The sequence below is a fragment of the Aerococcaceae bacterium DSM 111021 genome (genome assembly GCA_020112395.1).
Classification (GTDB): domain Bacteria; phylum Bacillota; class Bacilli; order Lactobacillales; family Aerococcaceae; genus Ruoffia.
This window is the reverse complement of the sequence record JACCEK010000003.1, coordinates 66,741-80,884: the sequence shown is the minus strand read 5'-3', so window position 1 is coordinate 80,884 and position 14,144 is coordinate 66,741. Positions and strand designations below refer to the sequence as shown.

At 35.9% G+C, this 14,144-nt stretch carries 17 protein-coding genes and 1 riboswitch; of the genes, 4 read left to right on the top strand and 13 right to left on the bottom strand.

The features are described from left to right. The first annotated feature begins 14 nt into the window (after positions 1–14). Positions 15–704 (top strand): PspA/IM30 family protein, encoded by a 690-nt coding sequence (locus HYQ40_10075; GenBank protein ID MBZ6528110.1) that lies wholly within the window; start codon positions 15–17, stop codon positions 702–704. A gap of 372 nt (positions 705–1,076) precedes the next feature. On the opposite strand, the gene HYQ40_10070 is transcribed toward HYQ40_10075, so the two are convergent. The 3 genes from HYQ40_10070 to HYQ40_10060 all read right to left on the bottom strand — a co-directional run bounded on the left by HYQ40_10070 (position 1,077) and on the right by HYQ40_10060 (position 3,301). Further along, positions 1,077–1,997 carry an NERD domain-containing protein gene (locus HYQ40_10070; protein ID MBZ6528109.1) on the bottom strand — a complete coding sequence of 307 codons (921 nt, stop codon included), beginning with the start codon at positions 1,995–1,997 and terminating at the stop codon, positions 1,077–1,079. A 95-nt stretch (positions 1,998–2,092) separates the two neighbouring features. Then, the gene (locus HYQ40_10065; GenBank protein ID MBZ6528108.1) at positions 2,093–2,341 is read right to left on the bottom strand and encodes a DUF1294 domain-containing protein; all 249 of its coding nucleotides are present in this window, start codon (positions 2,339–2,341) and stop codon (positions 2,093–2,095) included. A gap of 78 nt (positions 2,342–2,419) precedes the next feature. After that, positions 2,420–3,301 (bottom strand): macrolide 2'-phosphotransferase, encoded by an 882-nt coding sequence (locus HYQ40_10060; GenBank protein ID MBZ6528107.1) that lies wholly within the window; start codon positions 3,299–3,301, stop codon positions 2,420–2,422. 356 nt (positions 3,302–3,657) lie between these two features. Here HYQ40_10060 and HYQ40_10055 point away from each other — a divergent pair, with 356 nt between their 5' ends. Further along, positions 3,658–3,966, top strand: coding sequence for a methylated-DNA--[protein]-cysteine S-methyltransferase (locus HYQ40_10055; GenBank protein MBZ6528106.1), 309 nt, complete (start codon positions 3,658–3,660; stop codon positions 3,964–3,966). A gap of 46 nt (positions 3,967–4,012) precedes the next feature. Here the strand turns inward: HYQ40_10055 and HYQ40_10050 are convergent, their stop codons facing one another. Next, positions 4,013–4,345 carry an antibiotic biosynthesis monooxygenase gene (locus HYQ40_10050; GenBank protein ID MBZ6528105.1) on the bottom strand — a complete coding sequence of 111 codons (333 nt, stop codon included), beginning with the start codon at positions 4,343–4,345 and terminating at the stop codon, positions 4,013–4,015. 6 nt (positions 4,346–4,351) lie between these two features. Next, positions 4,352–5,224: an NAD-dependent epimerase/dehydratase family protein gene (locus tag HYQ40_10045; GenBank protein ID MBZ6528104.1), complete on the bottom strand. Its 873-nt coding sequence runs from the start codon at positions 5,222–5,224 to the stop codon at positions 4,352–4,354. Positions 5,225–5,652: 428 nt separating this feature from the next. On the opposite strand from HYQ40_10045, the gene HYQ40_10040 reads away from it, so the two are divergent. Then, positions 5,653–7,311 carry a hypothetical protein gene (locus tag HYQ40_10040; protein ID MBZ6528103.1) on the top strand — a complete coding sequence of 553 codons (1,659 nt, stop codon included), beginning with the start codon at positions 5,653–5,655 and terminating at the stop codon, positions 7,309–7,311. A 148-nt stretch (positions 7,312–7,459) separates the two neighbouring features. On the opposite strand, the gene vat is transcribed toward HYQ40_10040, so the two are convergent. The 7 genes from vat to HYQ40_10005 form a co-directional block, all read right to left on the bottom strand. Continuing rightward, positions 7,460–8,113, bottom strand: coding sequence for a Vat family streptogramin A O-acetyltransferase (gene vat / locus HYQ40_10035; protein MBZ6528102.1), 654 nt, complete (start codon positions 8,111–8,113; stop codon positions 7,460–7,462). A gap of 91 nt (positions 8,114–8,204) precedes the next feature. Next, complete coding sequence (locus tag HYQ40_10030; protein ID MBZ6528101.1) at positions 8,205–8,744, bottom strand: DUF1697 domain-containing protein; 540 nt, start codon at positions 8,742–8,744, stop codon at positions 8,205–8,207. Positions 8,745–8,869: 125 nt separating this feature from the next. Next, positions 8,870–9,817 (bottom strand): 2-keto-3-deoxygluconate permease, encoded by a 948-nt coding sequence (locus tag HYQ40_10025; GenBank protein ID MBZ6528100.1) that lies wholly within the window; start codon positions 9,815–9,817, stop codon positions 8,870–8,872. A 192-nt stretch (positions 9,818–10,009) separates the two neighbouring features. Further along, positions 10,010–10,174 (bottom strand): type II toxin-antitoxin system RelE/ParE family toxin, encoded by a 165-nt coding sequence (locus tag HYQ40_10020; protein ID MBZ6528099.1) that lies wholly within the window; start codon positions 10,172–10,174, stop codon positions 10,010–10,012. A 257-nt stretch (positions 10,175–10,431) separates the two neighbouring features. After that, on the bottom strand, positions 10,432–11,622 hold the full coding sequence (locus HYQ40_10015) for an FAD-dependent oxidoreductase (protein MBZ6528098.1): 1,191 nt from the start codon (positions 11,620–11,622) through the stop codon (positions 10,432–10,434). A 119-nt stretch (positions 11,623–11,741) separates the two neighbouring features. Beyond that, positions 11,742–12,047 (bottom strand): hypothetical protein, encoded by a 306-nt coding sequence (locus tag HYQ40_10010; protein ID MBZ6528097.1) that lies wholly within the window; start codon positions 12,045–12,047, stop codon positions 11,742–11,744. Positions 12,048–12,185: 138 nt separating this feature from the next. Further along, complete coding sequence (locus HYQ40_10005) at positions 12,186–12,695, bottom strand: hypothetical protein (protein ID MBZ6528096.1); 510 nt, start codon at positions 12,693–12,695, stop codon at positions 12,186–12,188. A gap of 92 nt (positions 12,696–12,787) precedes the next feature. Next, positions 12,788–12,885, top strand: a riboswitch (SAM riboswitch). Positions 12,886–12,957: 72 nt separating this feature from the next. Between HYQ40_10005 and HYQ40_10000 the strand changes: the two genes are divergently transcribed. Continuing rightward, the gene (locus HYQ40_10000) at positions 12,958–13,275 is read left to right on the top strand and encodes a hypothetical protein (protein ID MBZ6528095.1); all 318 of its coding nucleotides are present in this window, start codon (positions 12,958–12,960) and stop codon (positions 13,273–13,275) included. Positions 13,276–13,429: 154 nt separating this feature from the next. Here the strand turns inward: HYQ40_10000 and HYQ40_09995 are convergent, their stop codons facing one another. Then, positions 13,430–14,032, bottom strand: a complete 603-nt coding sequence (locus tag HYQ40_09995) for a CadD family cadmium resistance transporter (GenBank protein MBZ6528094.1) — start codon at positions 14,030–14,032, stop codon at positions 13,430–13,432. Between the last annotated feature and the right edge of the window lie 112 nt (positions 14,033–14,144).

The window sequence follows — 14,144 nt, the reverse complement described above, 5'->3', positions numbered from 1 at the left end:
TGGAGGAATAAACTATGTCAATTTTAAACCGTTTTACAGATATTATCAGTGCTAACATTAACTCTATTATCGATCGTATGGAAGACCCAGAAAAAATGATCGATCAATACTTACGTGATATGCTTGAAGACTTAGCTGAAGTTAAAGAAAGTACAGCAAGCGTCATGGCTGAAGAAACACGTAGCAAACGTAAAGTCGATGAAAACGAAGCTGAAGTGAAAAAATACGAAGAGTTAGCTAAGAAAGCCTTAGAAGCTGGTAATGAAGATGATGCACGTATCTTCTTATCTAAGAAGCAAGAAGTTGAGAATGTCGGCGCAGGATTCGCAACAGCTTATGCGGCTGCTCACGAAAATGCAGTGAAAATGCGTCAAATGCACGACAAATTAGCTAAAGATATCGATACATTGAAACAACGTCGTTCAATGATCAAAGGTAAAATGTCAGTGGCGAAAACGCAGAAAACAATTAATGATGCAACAAGTAGCGTTACTCAATCTGAAAGTGCCATTGGTAACTTCGAACGTATGGAAGATAAAGCTAACCGTATGTTAGACGAAGCGAATGCTATGTCAGAATTAAACTCAGAACCAATTGACCAAGCTAAAGCTTTAGAAGAAAAATACGCTTCAAATACATCTGCTGCTGTTGAGGACGAGTTAACTCGTCTTAAACAACAAATGGGGATGGAAGACTCAGAATAATATTCATTAAATTAACACCTCATTCTACTTTTTCGGTAGAATGAGGTGTTTTTAGTTTAATCTGAAATGATTGCCGGCATATGAATGCTGGTATGGTAGGCTAGCGATGCTTAACTCCCATATGAATGCTGGTATGGTAGGCTAGCTATGCTTAACTCCCATATGAATACTGGTATGGTAGGCAAACACGTCTTAACTCCCATATGAAATTTGGTATGGTAGGCTAGCGGCGCTTAACTCCCATATGAAATTTGGTATGGTAGGCTAGCGATGCTTAACTCCCATATGAATGCTGGTATGATAGGCTAGCGCTGCTTAACTCCCATATGAATGCTGGTATGACTGGCAAGCAAACTAAATATAATTCTAGAATCAGTTAGAAATCGGTATATCGTAATACGTACTCTTTCCGCTAGACTTTCTTTCATATTGACTAGTCAGCGCACGCCTTATAGTATTTTTACTAATCAAATTATCACAAAATCGCCAAACACTATCAGTCGTTACAAATTCAGGATTATCGATAAAAATATATCGTAATTGGCGAGCAGCTTCGATAACGCCTTCCCTCTTAAGAACATCAAAATTACACTGCTTACATTTGATATTTTTTTTGGTTATTTGAATACTATAACTTGAGCAGTTATAACAACAAATCCCTCTCCTTAGTTTATCCAACTCTACTGGCTTTAGTCCAGTTGGTCGAAATGGATTTGTTGTTCTGTAACGATCCAGTACAGTGTCAATTTGTTTATTATAATCAGTAGACAATGGACGATATTGCTTGACTGTTGTTAAATAGTTTTTTAATTGATTGCGAGTCACGATATCAAAGTCCACTTGGCTATCAATTTTCAATTCGCAGTGTTCATTGATAAATACCATTGCTCCTACGACTTCAATATTGCGAGACACGTCTTGAGCTATGCGTTGTAGTTTGCGAACGCGAGTCGACATCGTATGAAAAAAGTTTTCATCAAACAAATAACCGTTCAGCCAACATTCGTTATTTTTATACTCGAACGTTCCATCAAAATTCTTAACATCGACGGTATACCATACTTTTTCAGTCATTATAAGAAAGTCGGACTCCATCGTCTTCCCATCGTGAAACCAATAATTAGGAATTATCTTGGCATGTTCACTCCCAAATTTTTTGAACCAAAGTAAGAATTCTGCTTCGCCTTGATAGCCACGAGTTAAATATTTTAATTTTTTTAGTTTACTCGTATCCAGAGCAAGGAATCTTTTTTCTAAATATTCCAAATGGATCAGTTCAATATTTTTCTCCATAAAATCACCTCATATATATATACGTAAAAAAAGGTGATTTCCATTTTAAAAATTTAAAAATAAGCAAATATCTTATGTATCGATAGAATGCATAGTTAAATCGTTCGAACTATTTCAAAAATCAACCAACTCCACACAGCTAAAGTGAAAATAGCTGCAACTGGAATTAATAGTTGGAATTTAAGGTGTTTTGTTTTATGTCTGAAGATACGCATTCCTAAAAATGCTCCGATACCGCCGAGCAAAAAACTCGATCGTAATAATTTTCGTTCTGAAATTCTATATTGATTCGTTTGTGAATATTGCTTATCTCGATAGTAAAGATGGCACGTGTAAATATTCATGAAGCCAATTAGTACAATCATAAACATTTCTATTGTTATTAAGTAATCTTGCATCTAATTCCTCTTTCTCTGAATCAATTATTCTTGACTCAACATGTCCTTTGCAGCTTGCTTGTAAGCTTCCAAACCAGATGTTTCAGCAAATTCTGCAATGGTAATTGCTTGTGTTGATAGTAATTCAATAATATGTTCTTTCATTTTAGGCCATGTATAACCGCCTGCTTTGTCGTACGCTTTAATTAACTTCACGAGTTCGTCTTCTCCGAACAATAAATAATGGGCGGTAAAGTCATTGGATACATCCGCATGTTTTGCTTCTGTCCAATCTATTATTCCCGAGACTTTCGATTCAGCATCAATCAGAATATGACCAGGATACAAGTCACCATGAATAAAGCCGGTTTCCTTAGGCCACATATCAGTCTGATTTAACCAGTTTTCCCATCGTTGCCAACGTTTTTCATGAACAGGATAGTTTTCTTTGACTCTACTCATTCGCTCTTTCATAATTATTCTTAAATTATCTGCTGGTTCAACTTTCAGTCCAGCTTCATCAACTTTTTCTGAAGGTATCGAATGGATATCAGCCATTGCTTTACCTAAGCTCTCAGTATACTCAGTTGGTACATTATCCACTTCGAATACCCACGTGTTCTCTTGAGTTGTTGCATCAGTTGTGACAGCTGGTTGTCCTGCTAGGGATTTATAAGCGACTAGTTCTTCCGTAAACACTTCCCAGTTTGGTACTTGAACCGAGTCAGTCCATTGATTAACCAACTCCAAAATATTCTTCTCAGCTTGAGCTTTTAAGAAGACTTCTTTACGCCTTGGAACACGTAAAATCCACTCTTGTCCGCTATGGTCTTGTCCAATAATGACTTGAAAATCAAGTCCCATATTGACGTCTTTTAACGTATTCTCTACTAAATGTATACCATACTTCTTAGCTACTTCAATCATCGTATCATCCTTTCAATCGATGTGCTTGTTACTTTTCTCAATCTCTTGAATCGTCAAGGTTGGGTAGATTTTTTAGTACCAATTGATTCGAACTTGAATCCCCGTAATATGTAGTCAAGAATCTATCCCTCCATTACACAATATATTCTTTTATTCATGTCAATAAAAAAAGCGTCACTTAGTTACTAAAAAGTGCGCATCAATAATCATATCTTATCTTTCAAGTTCACACTTGCTCTTAATATGTTTTGCTTTTCTATTATTAGGGGTATTATAACGTAAGTGTTAAAAATTACCAAATACACTGAGTGTCTATGATATATTATATTTAAATGCGATATAGAGGAGTTGTCAATATGCCTGCAAAAATGTCTGAAGACTTAATCTACGAAATATTAGCTGTTGTTGAAGAAATCCCTAAGGGTCAAGTGAGTTCATATGGACAAATTGCCAAACTTATTGGACGCGATAAAAATGCGCGCCTCGTTGGTAAAGTTCTGAGTCAGTCAAGTTATTACGGCAAGTACCCGTGTCACCGTGTTGTCAATCACGCAGGAAGACTTGCTCCATCTTTCCTCAATCAAAAAGAACTTCTGTTAGAAGAAGGTGTTGAATTTAAAAACACAAATCATGTCGATATGAAAAAATACCAGTGGGATGCGTAAAAAAACACAGCCTGTTACCAACAAAATTTAGCAACAGGCTGTTTTATTATTCTCTTATAAACTTTTTATCAGACTCTGGTACACCCTCTTCATCAGAAGTGTAACGTTCAACTCGCATTGTTAGGTCATATTTCTCTCGTAAATCAATAATTTCTTGCATCATTGAGGAAGCATGATGGGTATCAATCGCTTGTTGATTGGTCCAGGTGTCCACTAATAGGATCGTTGTCTCATCTTTCAATGGAGTGAAATATTCATATCTGAGATTGCCCTCAGCTTCTCGAATTGCATCCACAATCCCTTTTGAATGCATCTTTTGTGCAAACTTCTTAGCGTTCCCTTCTTTACCTGAATAGTAGATATTAATGGTAATCGACATATATCTCTACCCTTCTTTTGCAATTGCTTGGATTAATGGTTTCAACCAATCTTCTAAATTATGTAAGTCAAGACCTGCTTCCTCAATCTTATCTGAGCGAAGATATTGATCATGAACCGTACTAAATGGTGATTCAATTTTTCTGTCATCCGTATAATTTACGTTAACTGTGCGTCCCGTCATCTCTTCTAACCAAGCGATGAATGTCTCTACGGTAACCGCATTGCGTGAGCTAATATTGAAGATGCCTTCCTGTTGGTTTTCAATCGCCCAAACAATTGAATCGGCAGCTGTTGTTCCTTTGACATAGTTTACTTTTACATCAGGACTATAAAAGTGAATCACTTCATTGTTCAAAACTTTTTCAACATAAAAATGCAGTCGCTCTGTATAATCATCCAAGTCTAATACAATTGGAAAACGGAAGGCTGTCACGTTAAATGGTGCTTCAGTGTACAGCACTTTCTCTGCCTGACGCTTCCCTTCTCCATAATTTACTTCTTTGTTAGGGTCAATCTGATATGTGTATGGGTCAAAATCCGCTTCTGTATACCCATCAATATCTCCACTATAAACTGCCATTGAAGATGTAAAGTAGAACTGGTCAATAACATTCGTAAACTTCTCAACCATTATACGCGCATCATCAGCTGTATAACACACATTATTAAAGACAGCGTCCCATTTCTGGTCTAACACCTCAGTCCAGCCATCGTGATGTTTGTCCCTTGCATCTAAAGTAATGTGCCCAGCCCGTCCTTGAAATGGATTCGACTTATTCCCTCTCGTTGCGATTGTAACATCGTGTCCATTATCTAATAATTTTTTAACGGCTTTTTTACCAAAGAAATTAGTTCCACCTAATACTAATAATTTCATCTTTTTACCTGCCTTCATTTAATTTTCCATTAGTTTTTGATATATCTTTTCGTATGTTTTTCCATTTCGAACAGTTATTTGCTTATAAAATAGGGACTTTACTAAGTATATTGCATACGCCGTCTTTTTGTAACTGGCTTCGTCGTATTTCCCTCAATAAACAGCTAACTTGCCAAAATAAATTTCTTCATTGCCTAAACTCATACTAGCTACTTCTAATAAGTAAGCTAACAGCTCCTTCGTTTGCCGTCTGCTGCCGAGATACTTCCATTTACACTGTATAATTCCATCTTTTTAGTCCTTATTCATTGCTTTTATGACCGTTTGACTAGTGCCCTGACCTTTGCACTCTTATTTTATTACTCATGTCCCTCATATTCAAACATATGCTATAATAAATGCAATATAACACTTAAGGAGTTTACTAAATGAAAAAAAAGCGCTCATTCATTTTGAGTTTCATCACTTATCTGTTCCTATTTTCGATTCAAATGCCCGTCGCTCAAGCTACTACAACTGTAGCTGGCACTAACTATGCGCCTTATTATTTCCATGATGCTTATAATCATGTCGCTGATTTTATGGAGTTTGATGATTACGAAGTGATTCGTAATTACCCTGCGGACGAAGCGAATGTTTATCAATTTAATTTTGATAATAACGCAACAAATACCGTCTATGTTTACCAAATTCAAGATGACGGAATTTATGAATTAGCCTATTTCCCGCATGAAGATCCATCTATTGATTACCGATATCATTCTGATTCGACAGATACATATCAGTCACTTATCCTACCTAGTACATTAACTGCTGGTCAAGTCTTTTATCAAGGCTATTACCAAGATGAACCTGTCTTCGTTGTTGATATTTTAGATTCTTTTACGCATTTAGATACCGTCTATCAAAATGTTGTCGTTTTAGAAAAACAGATTGATAACTACACTTACACCACTTACTTAGCGCCACATACGGGAATTATCTTAGAAAATAAAGTCAGTGATGATGGACAATTTGATATTACAACTGAATTGTTTGATCATACGAACAACTCAACACCACCACAAACTAACGATACGGAAGTGGTAGCATCTGATATGAGGATTCTTTCCTACGATGAGGCAGTAGAATATGCCAAAGCGAATCCACATTTAGTAGAACAATTTAAATCTGTCATTGAATATGGCTACGGTGAATTCCATAACTTTACTGATGAGCAAATAGCAGCATTGCCAGAAGATGCATACTTTAATACTCTCGTCCTTCATAAAACAAGTATGCCGACGGGTGGGGATCCTTCAACCACTGTGAATTTTATTTCGACCTTATACCCTGAAATACTAGGTTCAAATGATCCTACTAGTTCAGAAGACACCGTTAGTTCAGACAATCTAACTGACTATATTGATGTAGATTTTGTCATTCAAGAGTTACAAGCTCCATCAATTCTTGGTGATAGTTTTAACTATGAACAAGCTCAAGAAGTATTTGATACAATTATTGATATTATTTTGAAAAATCACCATAACTATACACCTGGTAATCGTCAAGCATTTAGAAATGCTGTAATAGGATACTTACCAGGTGGGTGGTCAAATGCAGAAAAAATGAATCTTCCTATGCATTTTTATGACTATATCGATAGTCTAAATGCTGGTACAAGTTCATCTACCATCATCGCCAATCCAGAGGCTGAGTACTATGTTGATATGTCTCAAATGAATGGAAGACGTTTATTCGAATCTCATTACCCAAATTTTAAACAAATCGAAATAGACTTTCGCTCTGGCATACTCTCTTATCAAGGTAGTATCGCAAATGACCCTGCCACTTATGATGTAACAATAAATAATGATATTGTAAATAAAATAAATGTTGCTCATTTTGATGAAGCAAAATATAGAGAAGTTTTCGCGCAGACAAACTTAAATATATTTGGACAAACTGCTAATTACCGTTCAGGTACAGACGCTGCTTATCTTTTCTATAATAGTGACGGTGGCATTTCACTTGCACTACCTGATTTAAAGAATGAATTACAAAATGTCGAACAACAAACTTGGATTGAATATCAAATGGTTGAGTAAAAAAATAAAACCGATGAGTCTAAAGCAGACACATCGGTTTTTTTGTTTAGTTTATTTCAATATCTTGCCAGTGATCATTTTCCATAATCTCTGGTGCTTCTCCTAGAAAGACCTGTCCTGCTTCTTCATCTCCTTGAAGATGGAAGAATTAATGACTATCCTTCTCAATATGTTTTGTTATTTCATTTAACCCAGCTGATGAAGTCAACATCTCCAAATGATTAAATAATTTATCCTCATCCCAATCCCACCATTGCAGTTTTAGCAATGACTCAATCGTCTCATCACTGAATCGTTTCTTTATAAAATTTGCGGGGCTTCCACCGTATATGGAATAAGGTTCGATGTCTTTAACAACAGTTGAATTGGCCGCAATGATCGCACCATCCCCTATTGTAATCCCCGGCATAATTGTTACATGTTGACCCAACCAAACGTCATTACCAATAACTGTATCACCTTTGAAAGGTAGCTCTTCGACAGTCGGCGTCACCTTTTCCCAACCCGAAGCAAAAATATTAAACGGATACGTTGTTACACTATTCATACGATGGTTTGCGCCATTCATAATGAACTTAACACCTTCCGCAATCGCACAAAACTTTCCAATAATTAGTTTATCACCTAAGAAATCATAATGATGTTCAATGTTCTCATAAAAATTATCGGGCGACCTCGTATTATCACTATAATACGTATAATCTCCTATTTCTACATTCGCCCTTTTGGGTAGATTTTTTATATAACACACTGATTTAATGAGTCTATTAGGATATAATTTATCCTTATCTGGCCCCTTCATATACTTCAGCTCCTTAATGTAACCGCATTTAATTAACTGAAGTATAACAATAAACAAGTAGCGGATACAGTCATAGCACTCCAACTAGTGATTACTCTAATAGCATCTGGTATATTCTTTCGAATGTTTTCCCGTTGCGGATCGTCATTTTTTTGTAGAATGGTGTCCGAATTAAATATTTCGCATAAGCAGTCTTTTTGAAACTTGCTTCCGAATATTTCCCCCAGTAAACAGCAAGTTCTCCAAAATAAATAATCTCGTCACCAACGTTCATAGCCTCAATCGTTTGTCTCAAAGCGGCTTTATCAATAGAATCAGTGTAAAACAGAACATCTTTTCGGGCGAAATCATCTTGCCACCATTCAGGTAGATTGTGATACTCCTGAATAAACTCATCAGCACCAAGGATGACGAATAACAATTCAAAATCATAAGTATGACTGAAATGAGTGTGAAGGTTTTCATTCATCTCTTCCACTGCATCCTCACTATTAAAGAACACATTGCCACTATTAATATATGATTTCACATGAGTGTATCCCATTACTTCAAGATTATTTTTTAAGTCAGCCATCACCACTTTATTCTTACCACCTACATTAACACCTCTTAGTAAAAGTACATAGCGCATAGTAAAGCCTCCTATTCTGTTTAAATTATATCATTGCGAGCAATCAACAACAAAAGCCGTGAATTGAGTAAACATCAAAAAAACGACACAATATGTTTAAACATTGTGTCGTTTCCCATAAACTATTAAAAAGTGTCGCCACGTTTACTGGCTAATTTCGCTGATAAAAATGGTGCTACTATAGATGTAATAACAACACCTGTTAAGATAATCGCTGTAGCTGAAGTAACATAAGGTTGTAATTCAGGTAGTGCCACTGCAACAGCTGCGGGAGTTGATGTTGAAACTCCAGCAATAGTTGTTAAAGCAATTGATGAATATCCTTCCCCTTTGAGTACTCGCTTCTCAAACATAAAAACAACAGGTAAAGTAACAACTAAGAAGAATGCAGTCATTAAGACACCTGGTACACCTGATTTAATGGCCTCAATAAAGTTCATACCTTGTCCTAAAGTCCATCCTAATAACATTAAAAGAGCTGGTAAACATTTTGCAAAAATGTCTGAGAATGATGAATCAATATTCCCTAATATCATCCCTAAAAATAAAGGAACAAATACTGAAATCACTGGCATCCAATTCACACCTGCTAAACCACCTGAAGCAAATACACTCATAACAATCAATGGTAAAATCGGAAGTGCTATAATTCCAGCGAAAGGATAAATTCCCGCGTCGCGTTCACGACCAAACGCAGTTAAAAGTGCAACATAAACAGCTGGGTTTGTAGATATAATTGTAGCTACAAAAGCCAATCCTGAAATACCCCAAATTCCCTCTAAACCAAACATGAATAAAAATCCAAATGCTAAAACTAAGGATAGGATCATTTTAACTAATATTAAGCTACCTTGAAACTTAATAAGATCTTTTAAGTCGTTCAACTTAATGGTTGTCCCTGATGAGAAACATAACATTCCAATAACAAAGCTTGATCCATCTGCTGAAAGGAATGACTCCGTAATTGTCCCAATTCTCAATAAGTTAGGGAAAAATGTATATAAGACCATTGAAATAACTAGTGGCACAATAAAATTCCCTGCCGGAATTCTATTCATAAATTTCATTATCATACTATAACCTTCTTTTCTATAATTTTTACTAATACGATGTAAATATCTTCATATAGTTTAGCCTCGTCTTTGTATAAAATCAAGACTCTAACGGATGATTACGTTACCATTTCTATCATATTAATTTTACTAAAAAAGAGCTTAAACTATTTCGTTCCAACTTTTATCCAAAATTTAAAAAAAGCCTTTTAATCAATAACTATTTATAACATCTTTTCTGTGCCCTACTTCCAAAGATAATATAACTAGTTCATTGTCATCGATGTGACAAATTAAGCGATAATCACCAATCCTGTAACGCCACTGCCCACTAAAATTACCAGTTAAAGACTTACCAACTAACCTTGGGTTTTCGATTCCTTATTTCATAGTCCAAGTTCTCGCTTCATTTCTTCATGGGAAATACTTTCATCATTTTGACGATTTTCAATCATTGCTTTTTCATAAATACTCATATCAATTTGATTTTAAAATTCAACTTCCACAAGCATGAGGCATAGGATTGTAAAAAAAGAATACAAATAAATTCCAAGCACCAAAAAAGACTCAACAGCATGCCTGAAAGGCTTGTTGTTGAGTCTCTCTTTCAATGCTGTTTCAAAGCTACTAATTAGTCACAAAGGCTTTAACGATCCTCGTAGCCCCTCAGAGCTTTCTGGTGGGTTAGCAAGAATGGCACGGGCTTTATCCAGATCGACTTTCACATTATATGTCAAAATGCCTGTTGGTTTCCCTTCAAAGAGATAATAAACAATATAACCACCATCAACTTCTTCAATAATCGCATCATCATGGTTACGACTTAGTTCACCGACACCTTCAATAGAAATATCTAAAACATCCGTATATGATAGCGGTGCACCATGACTATAAGCTTCTTTAGCCCCCGTCATGTTACGCCCTGCTGTCTGACCAGAATGTTCTGCTTGGTCTTCGTGTTCGAAGCGATTTCGTCCAATAATAACGTCTGGATAATTAAGGATATCACCAGCGGCATAGATGTTTTCGTTAGAAGTCTGTAAATATTTATCAGCAATGACACCATTGCCAATTTCTAGGCCAGCTGCTTCTGCTAAGTCAAGATTTGGCTGGACACCAATACCTAATATAAGTATATCTGCGGCAAACTCACGCCCATCCTCTAGTTTTAGATGCACTTGATCGCCCTCTACACTGTAACTATCAGCATAAGCATTGTTAATCAATTCAACTCCAAGATCAATAAAGCGTTGTTGAAATTTCTTTGCAAGTATTAGCGGAAGACGCTTTTCGTTTAGTGTGTCGTTTGGAAAAATAAGCGTCACATCGAGATCATTAACCTTTAGACCAGCTGCAAGTTCTGCCCCAATCCAGCCACCACCAACGATAATTACTTTTCTCCCCTTATCGGCTAAGCGACGTAGTGCGCGGTAGTCTTCTAGAGTTCGAATCGCAAGGACGCGCTCACTCTCAGGGCCATCAATCCACTTAGGGTCACCACCAAGGGCATAAAGCAACTTATCATATTGGTAGACTTCACCATTCTCAATTTCGATAGCCTGTGAATCTGCATCGATTCGTTTAACTGTGGTCTCTATTAAGAAATCAATCGACTTATCATTGATTAAGTCGTAGTAGATAGACTCTTTTGGATAATTTGGTTCTGTCCAGAATTCTTTACTTAAAGGTGGACGGTGGTAAGGCTTATCAGCTTCCCGTGTGACAATCAATAATGAGCCTTCAGGGTCATGCTTACGAATTTCAATCGCTGCATTCGCTCCAGCCATTCCGCCACCTATCACAATATATTTATATGAATATGTCATAATTTACTCCTCCCCTTTGCTTTTTCTCTATATATACTAGCAAACTTCCAAGCAAATGTATTGATATATGCTACATTGCTTATTATCTCTTGAATTATATCTATGATTATTTCAGACGTTCAATTTAAATACGCTAGCTTTCTATTAAACAAGCAAAACCGAAGCCAATCATTTGGATAAATAACAAGGTAGTTATCATCCAAACGTTTATTAATATCATTACTTTCCCTGTTTGTTTTTTCTTTGTAGTTGCGTTCCAAATATTTTTTGAAATTGACAAATTTACGAGGGATCCCAAATTCGTAATATTCATTAAGAAAATAAGCTATCCGGTCAAAGTGTGAATAAATTGCTCTATACCCTGCCTTAATTTTGTCTATGTTCATTCCATATACTCGATAATCATGTAAATTTACAAGATACACCTTTCCATCTGAAAAATATGTTTTTTATTGGATATTCCATCAAATATAAGTTGTTTTTCTGATATCGGACGAATCATACTTGGGAAATGTAAAACATCATTATCTCTAATATTTGATGTGTCATAATCGTTAAGTGTATTAAAGGTTAAACTGTTTGATACTTTCCAGTTTTGATATCTCTTCTCTAAACAATAAAATATCATTAAGATCTAGCGATTGAATGGTTACTCCCTCAAAAAAATTTAATCCATCATCCAGTTCTTTTTGAAACCTCTCTGATGCTTGTGGGTATAAACTGCTGTCCTTGTTCTCGGTAACAAATTTCAATAAAAGACGCATCTCATATAAAAAGAAGTTCTTATGCCCTGTATTATAATCTAACTGGACATAATGTTTTAAATAACCGTCTAAGTTTCCTACTGCCATACTAAATCCAGTTACTGCAACTTTTATAGTTTTCTGAATTGCTGATGGTATCCTACCTAAAGTTGAAAGAAGGTTAGAATAATTAACTATTGTTGAATTAGACAGTCCTTCCCAATATACTTTGTCTAATGATATTTCTTCTATTTCAGTAACAATTTTATTATCCATAGCATCTTTATGTCGAATAGATAAATTGATCAAAGCTTCATCCTCATACCACATTATTTTCACTTCTTTATATAAATGACTTATCACTAAATATTACTCGTCAAAAATATTTTTTATGTTACTATTAGTATACAATTAAAAATCACAACTTATCCAGAGTAAGCAGAGGGAATTGGCCCGATGACGCTTCAGCAACCTACCGACGGCAAGGTGCTAAATCCAACTCGAAAGAGAAAGATGAGTCTAACCCAGTTATTTGGCACGACGAATCTCGTTGTGCTTTTTTTAATTGAATAAATAACTAGGAGTGGTTGTATTGTTACCAGAAAAGAGTATTCGTTTTAATGAGTTTGTGAATGGGTTAGATGAGTTGCAGGTTATGCCTCACTTCAGGTTTCGTAGGAGTCAATCTGGCGATGCAAATGAACATGATTTGATTTTTTTAGTTTGTACAAAAGAGCCAGAAAAAGGTGCACACATAGGTCGAACTTGTATTTGTTGCATTGGGAATTCTCAGATTAATGATTATGAAAACTTTAAAAACAGTATGAGCAGAGACCATTATGACGCCATCTTGAACCTTTTGTTTAACTTCACGTACACTGACGTAATATACAAAGCCATTAACGACTAATTTTTAGTACAGACAAAGAAAGACACAGAACGATGCAAATTTTTTGCATCACTCTGTGTCTTTTTGACATCTCAGTTGTATTGTATCTCAGCTTTCAGCTCAACTTTATCTACTTTAATGGTATATTCTACTATCCGTGAAGCTGCTTAAAATTCTATGCAATCAGTGACCAAAGATGTTGAATCGTACCATTCTCTAACAGAATAAAAATACCCAAGCCGATGAAAACGACTGGTACGATGACTTTTTCGTAACGCTCAACTACTTCACCAATCATAGGAACCGAAGCCAGTCGTTTGGATAAATAACATAAGATAAAAATCCCAATGATAAAAACAAGGATCACAACAATGACTTCCTGGAAGGACATACCAGTAAAGTAAGGAATATAAATTCCCAAATTATCTCCGCCAAGGGCAATGGTCAGAGCAACCACACTCGCAACTTCTGACTGTCTATGCGACATCTTTTCTTCCAAGTCCTTTTCATCTACATCTTCATCGATGAAGATAGCCCGAATCCCTAGAATCAAAGGAAGTAAACCAAGTAACCCGATCACCCAATCTTGTGGAATAAAGTTCAGGAAGTACGCTGCAATGAGACTAAAGCCAACGAGCAACCCCGTTCCAATATATTGGCCAATATAAATTGATCGTTGTTTACCAGTATTCATGGTAGAGAAAAGAATCGTTAAAACAACCAAATAATCGATGGACGTAGAGATAAAAACTAACATTGAAGATATAATTATTTCCATAAGCCTCCCCTTTCAATATGTTTATTAGAATTGGTGGTTTTCACACAAACACATCAACTTGGCCAAAGCCAAGGGGGAATGTTTAATAAATTGCTTCATATAAAACATCCAA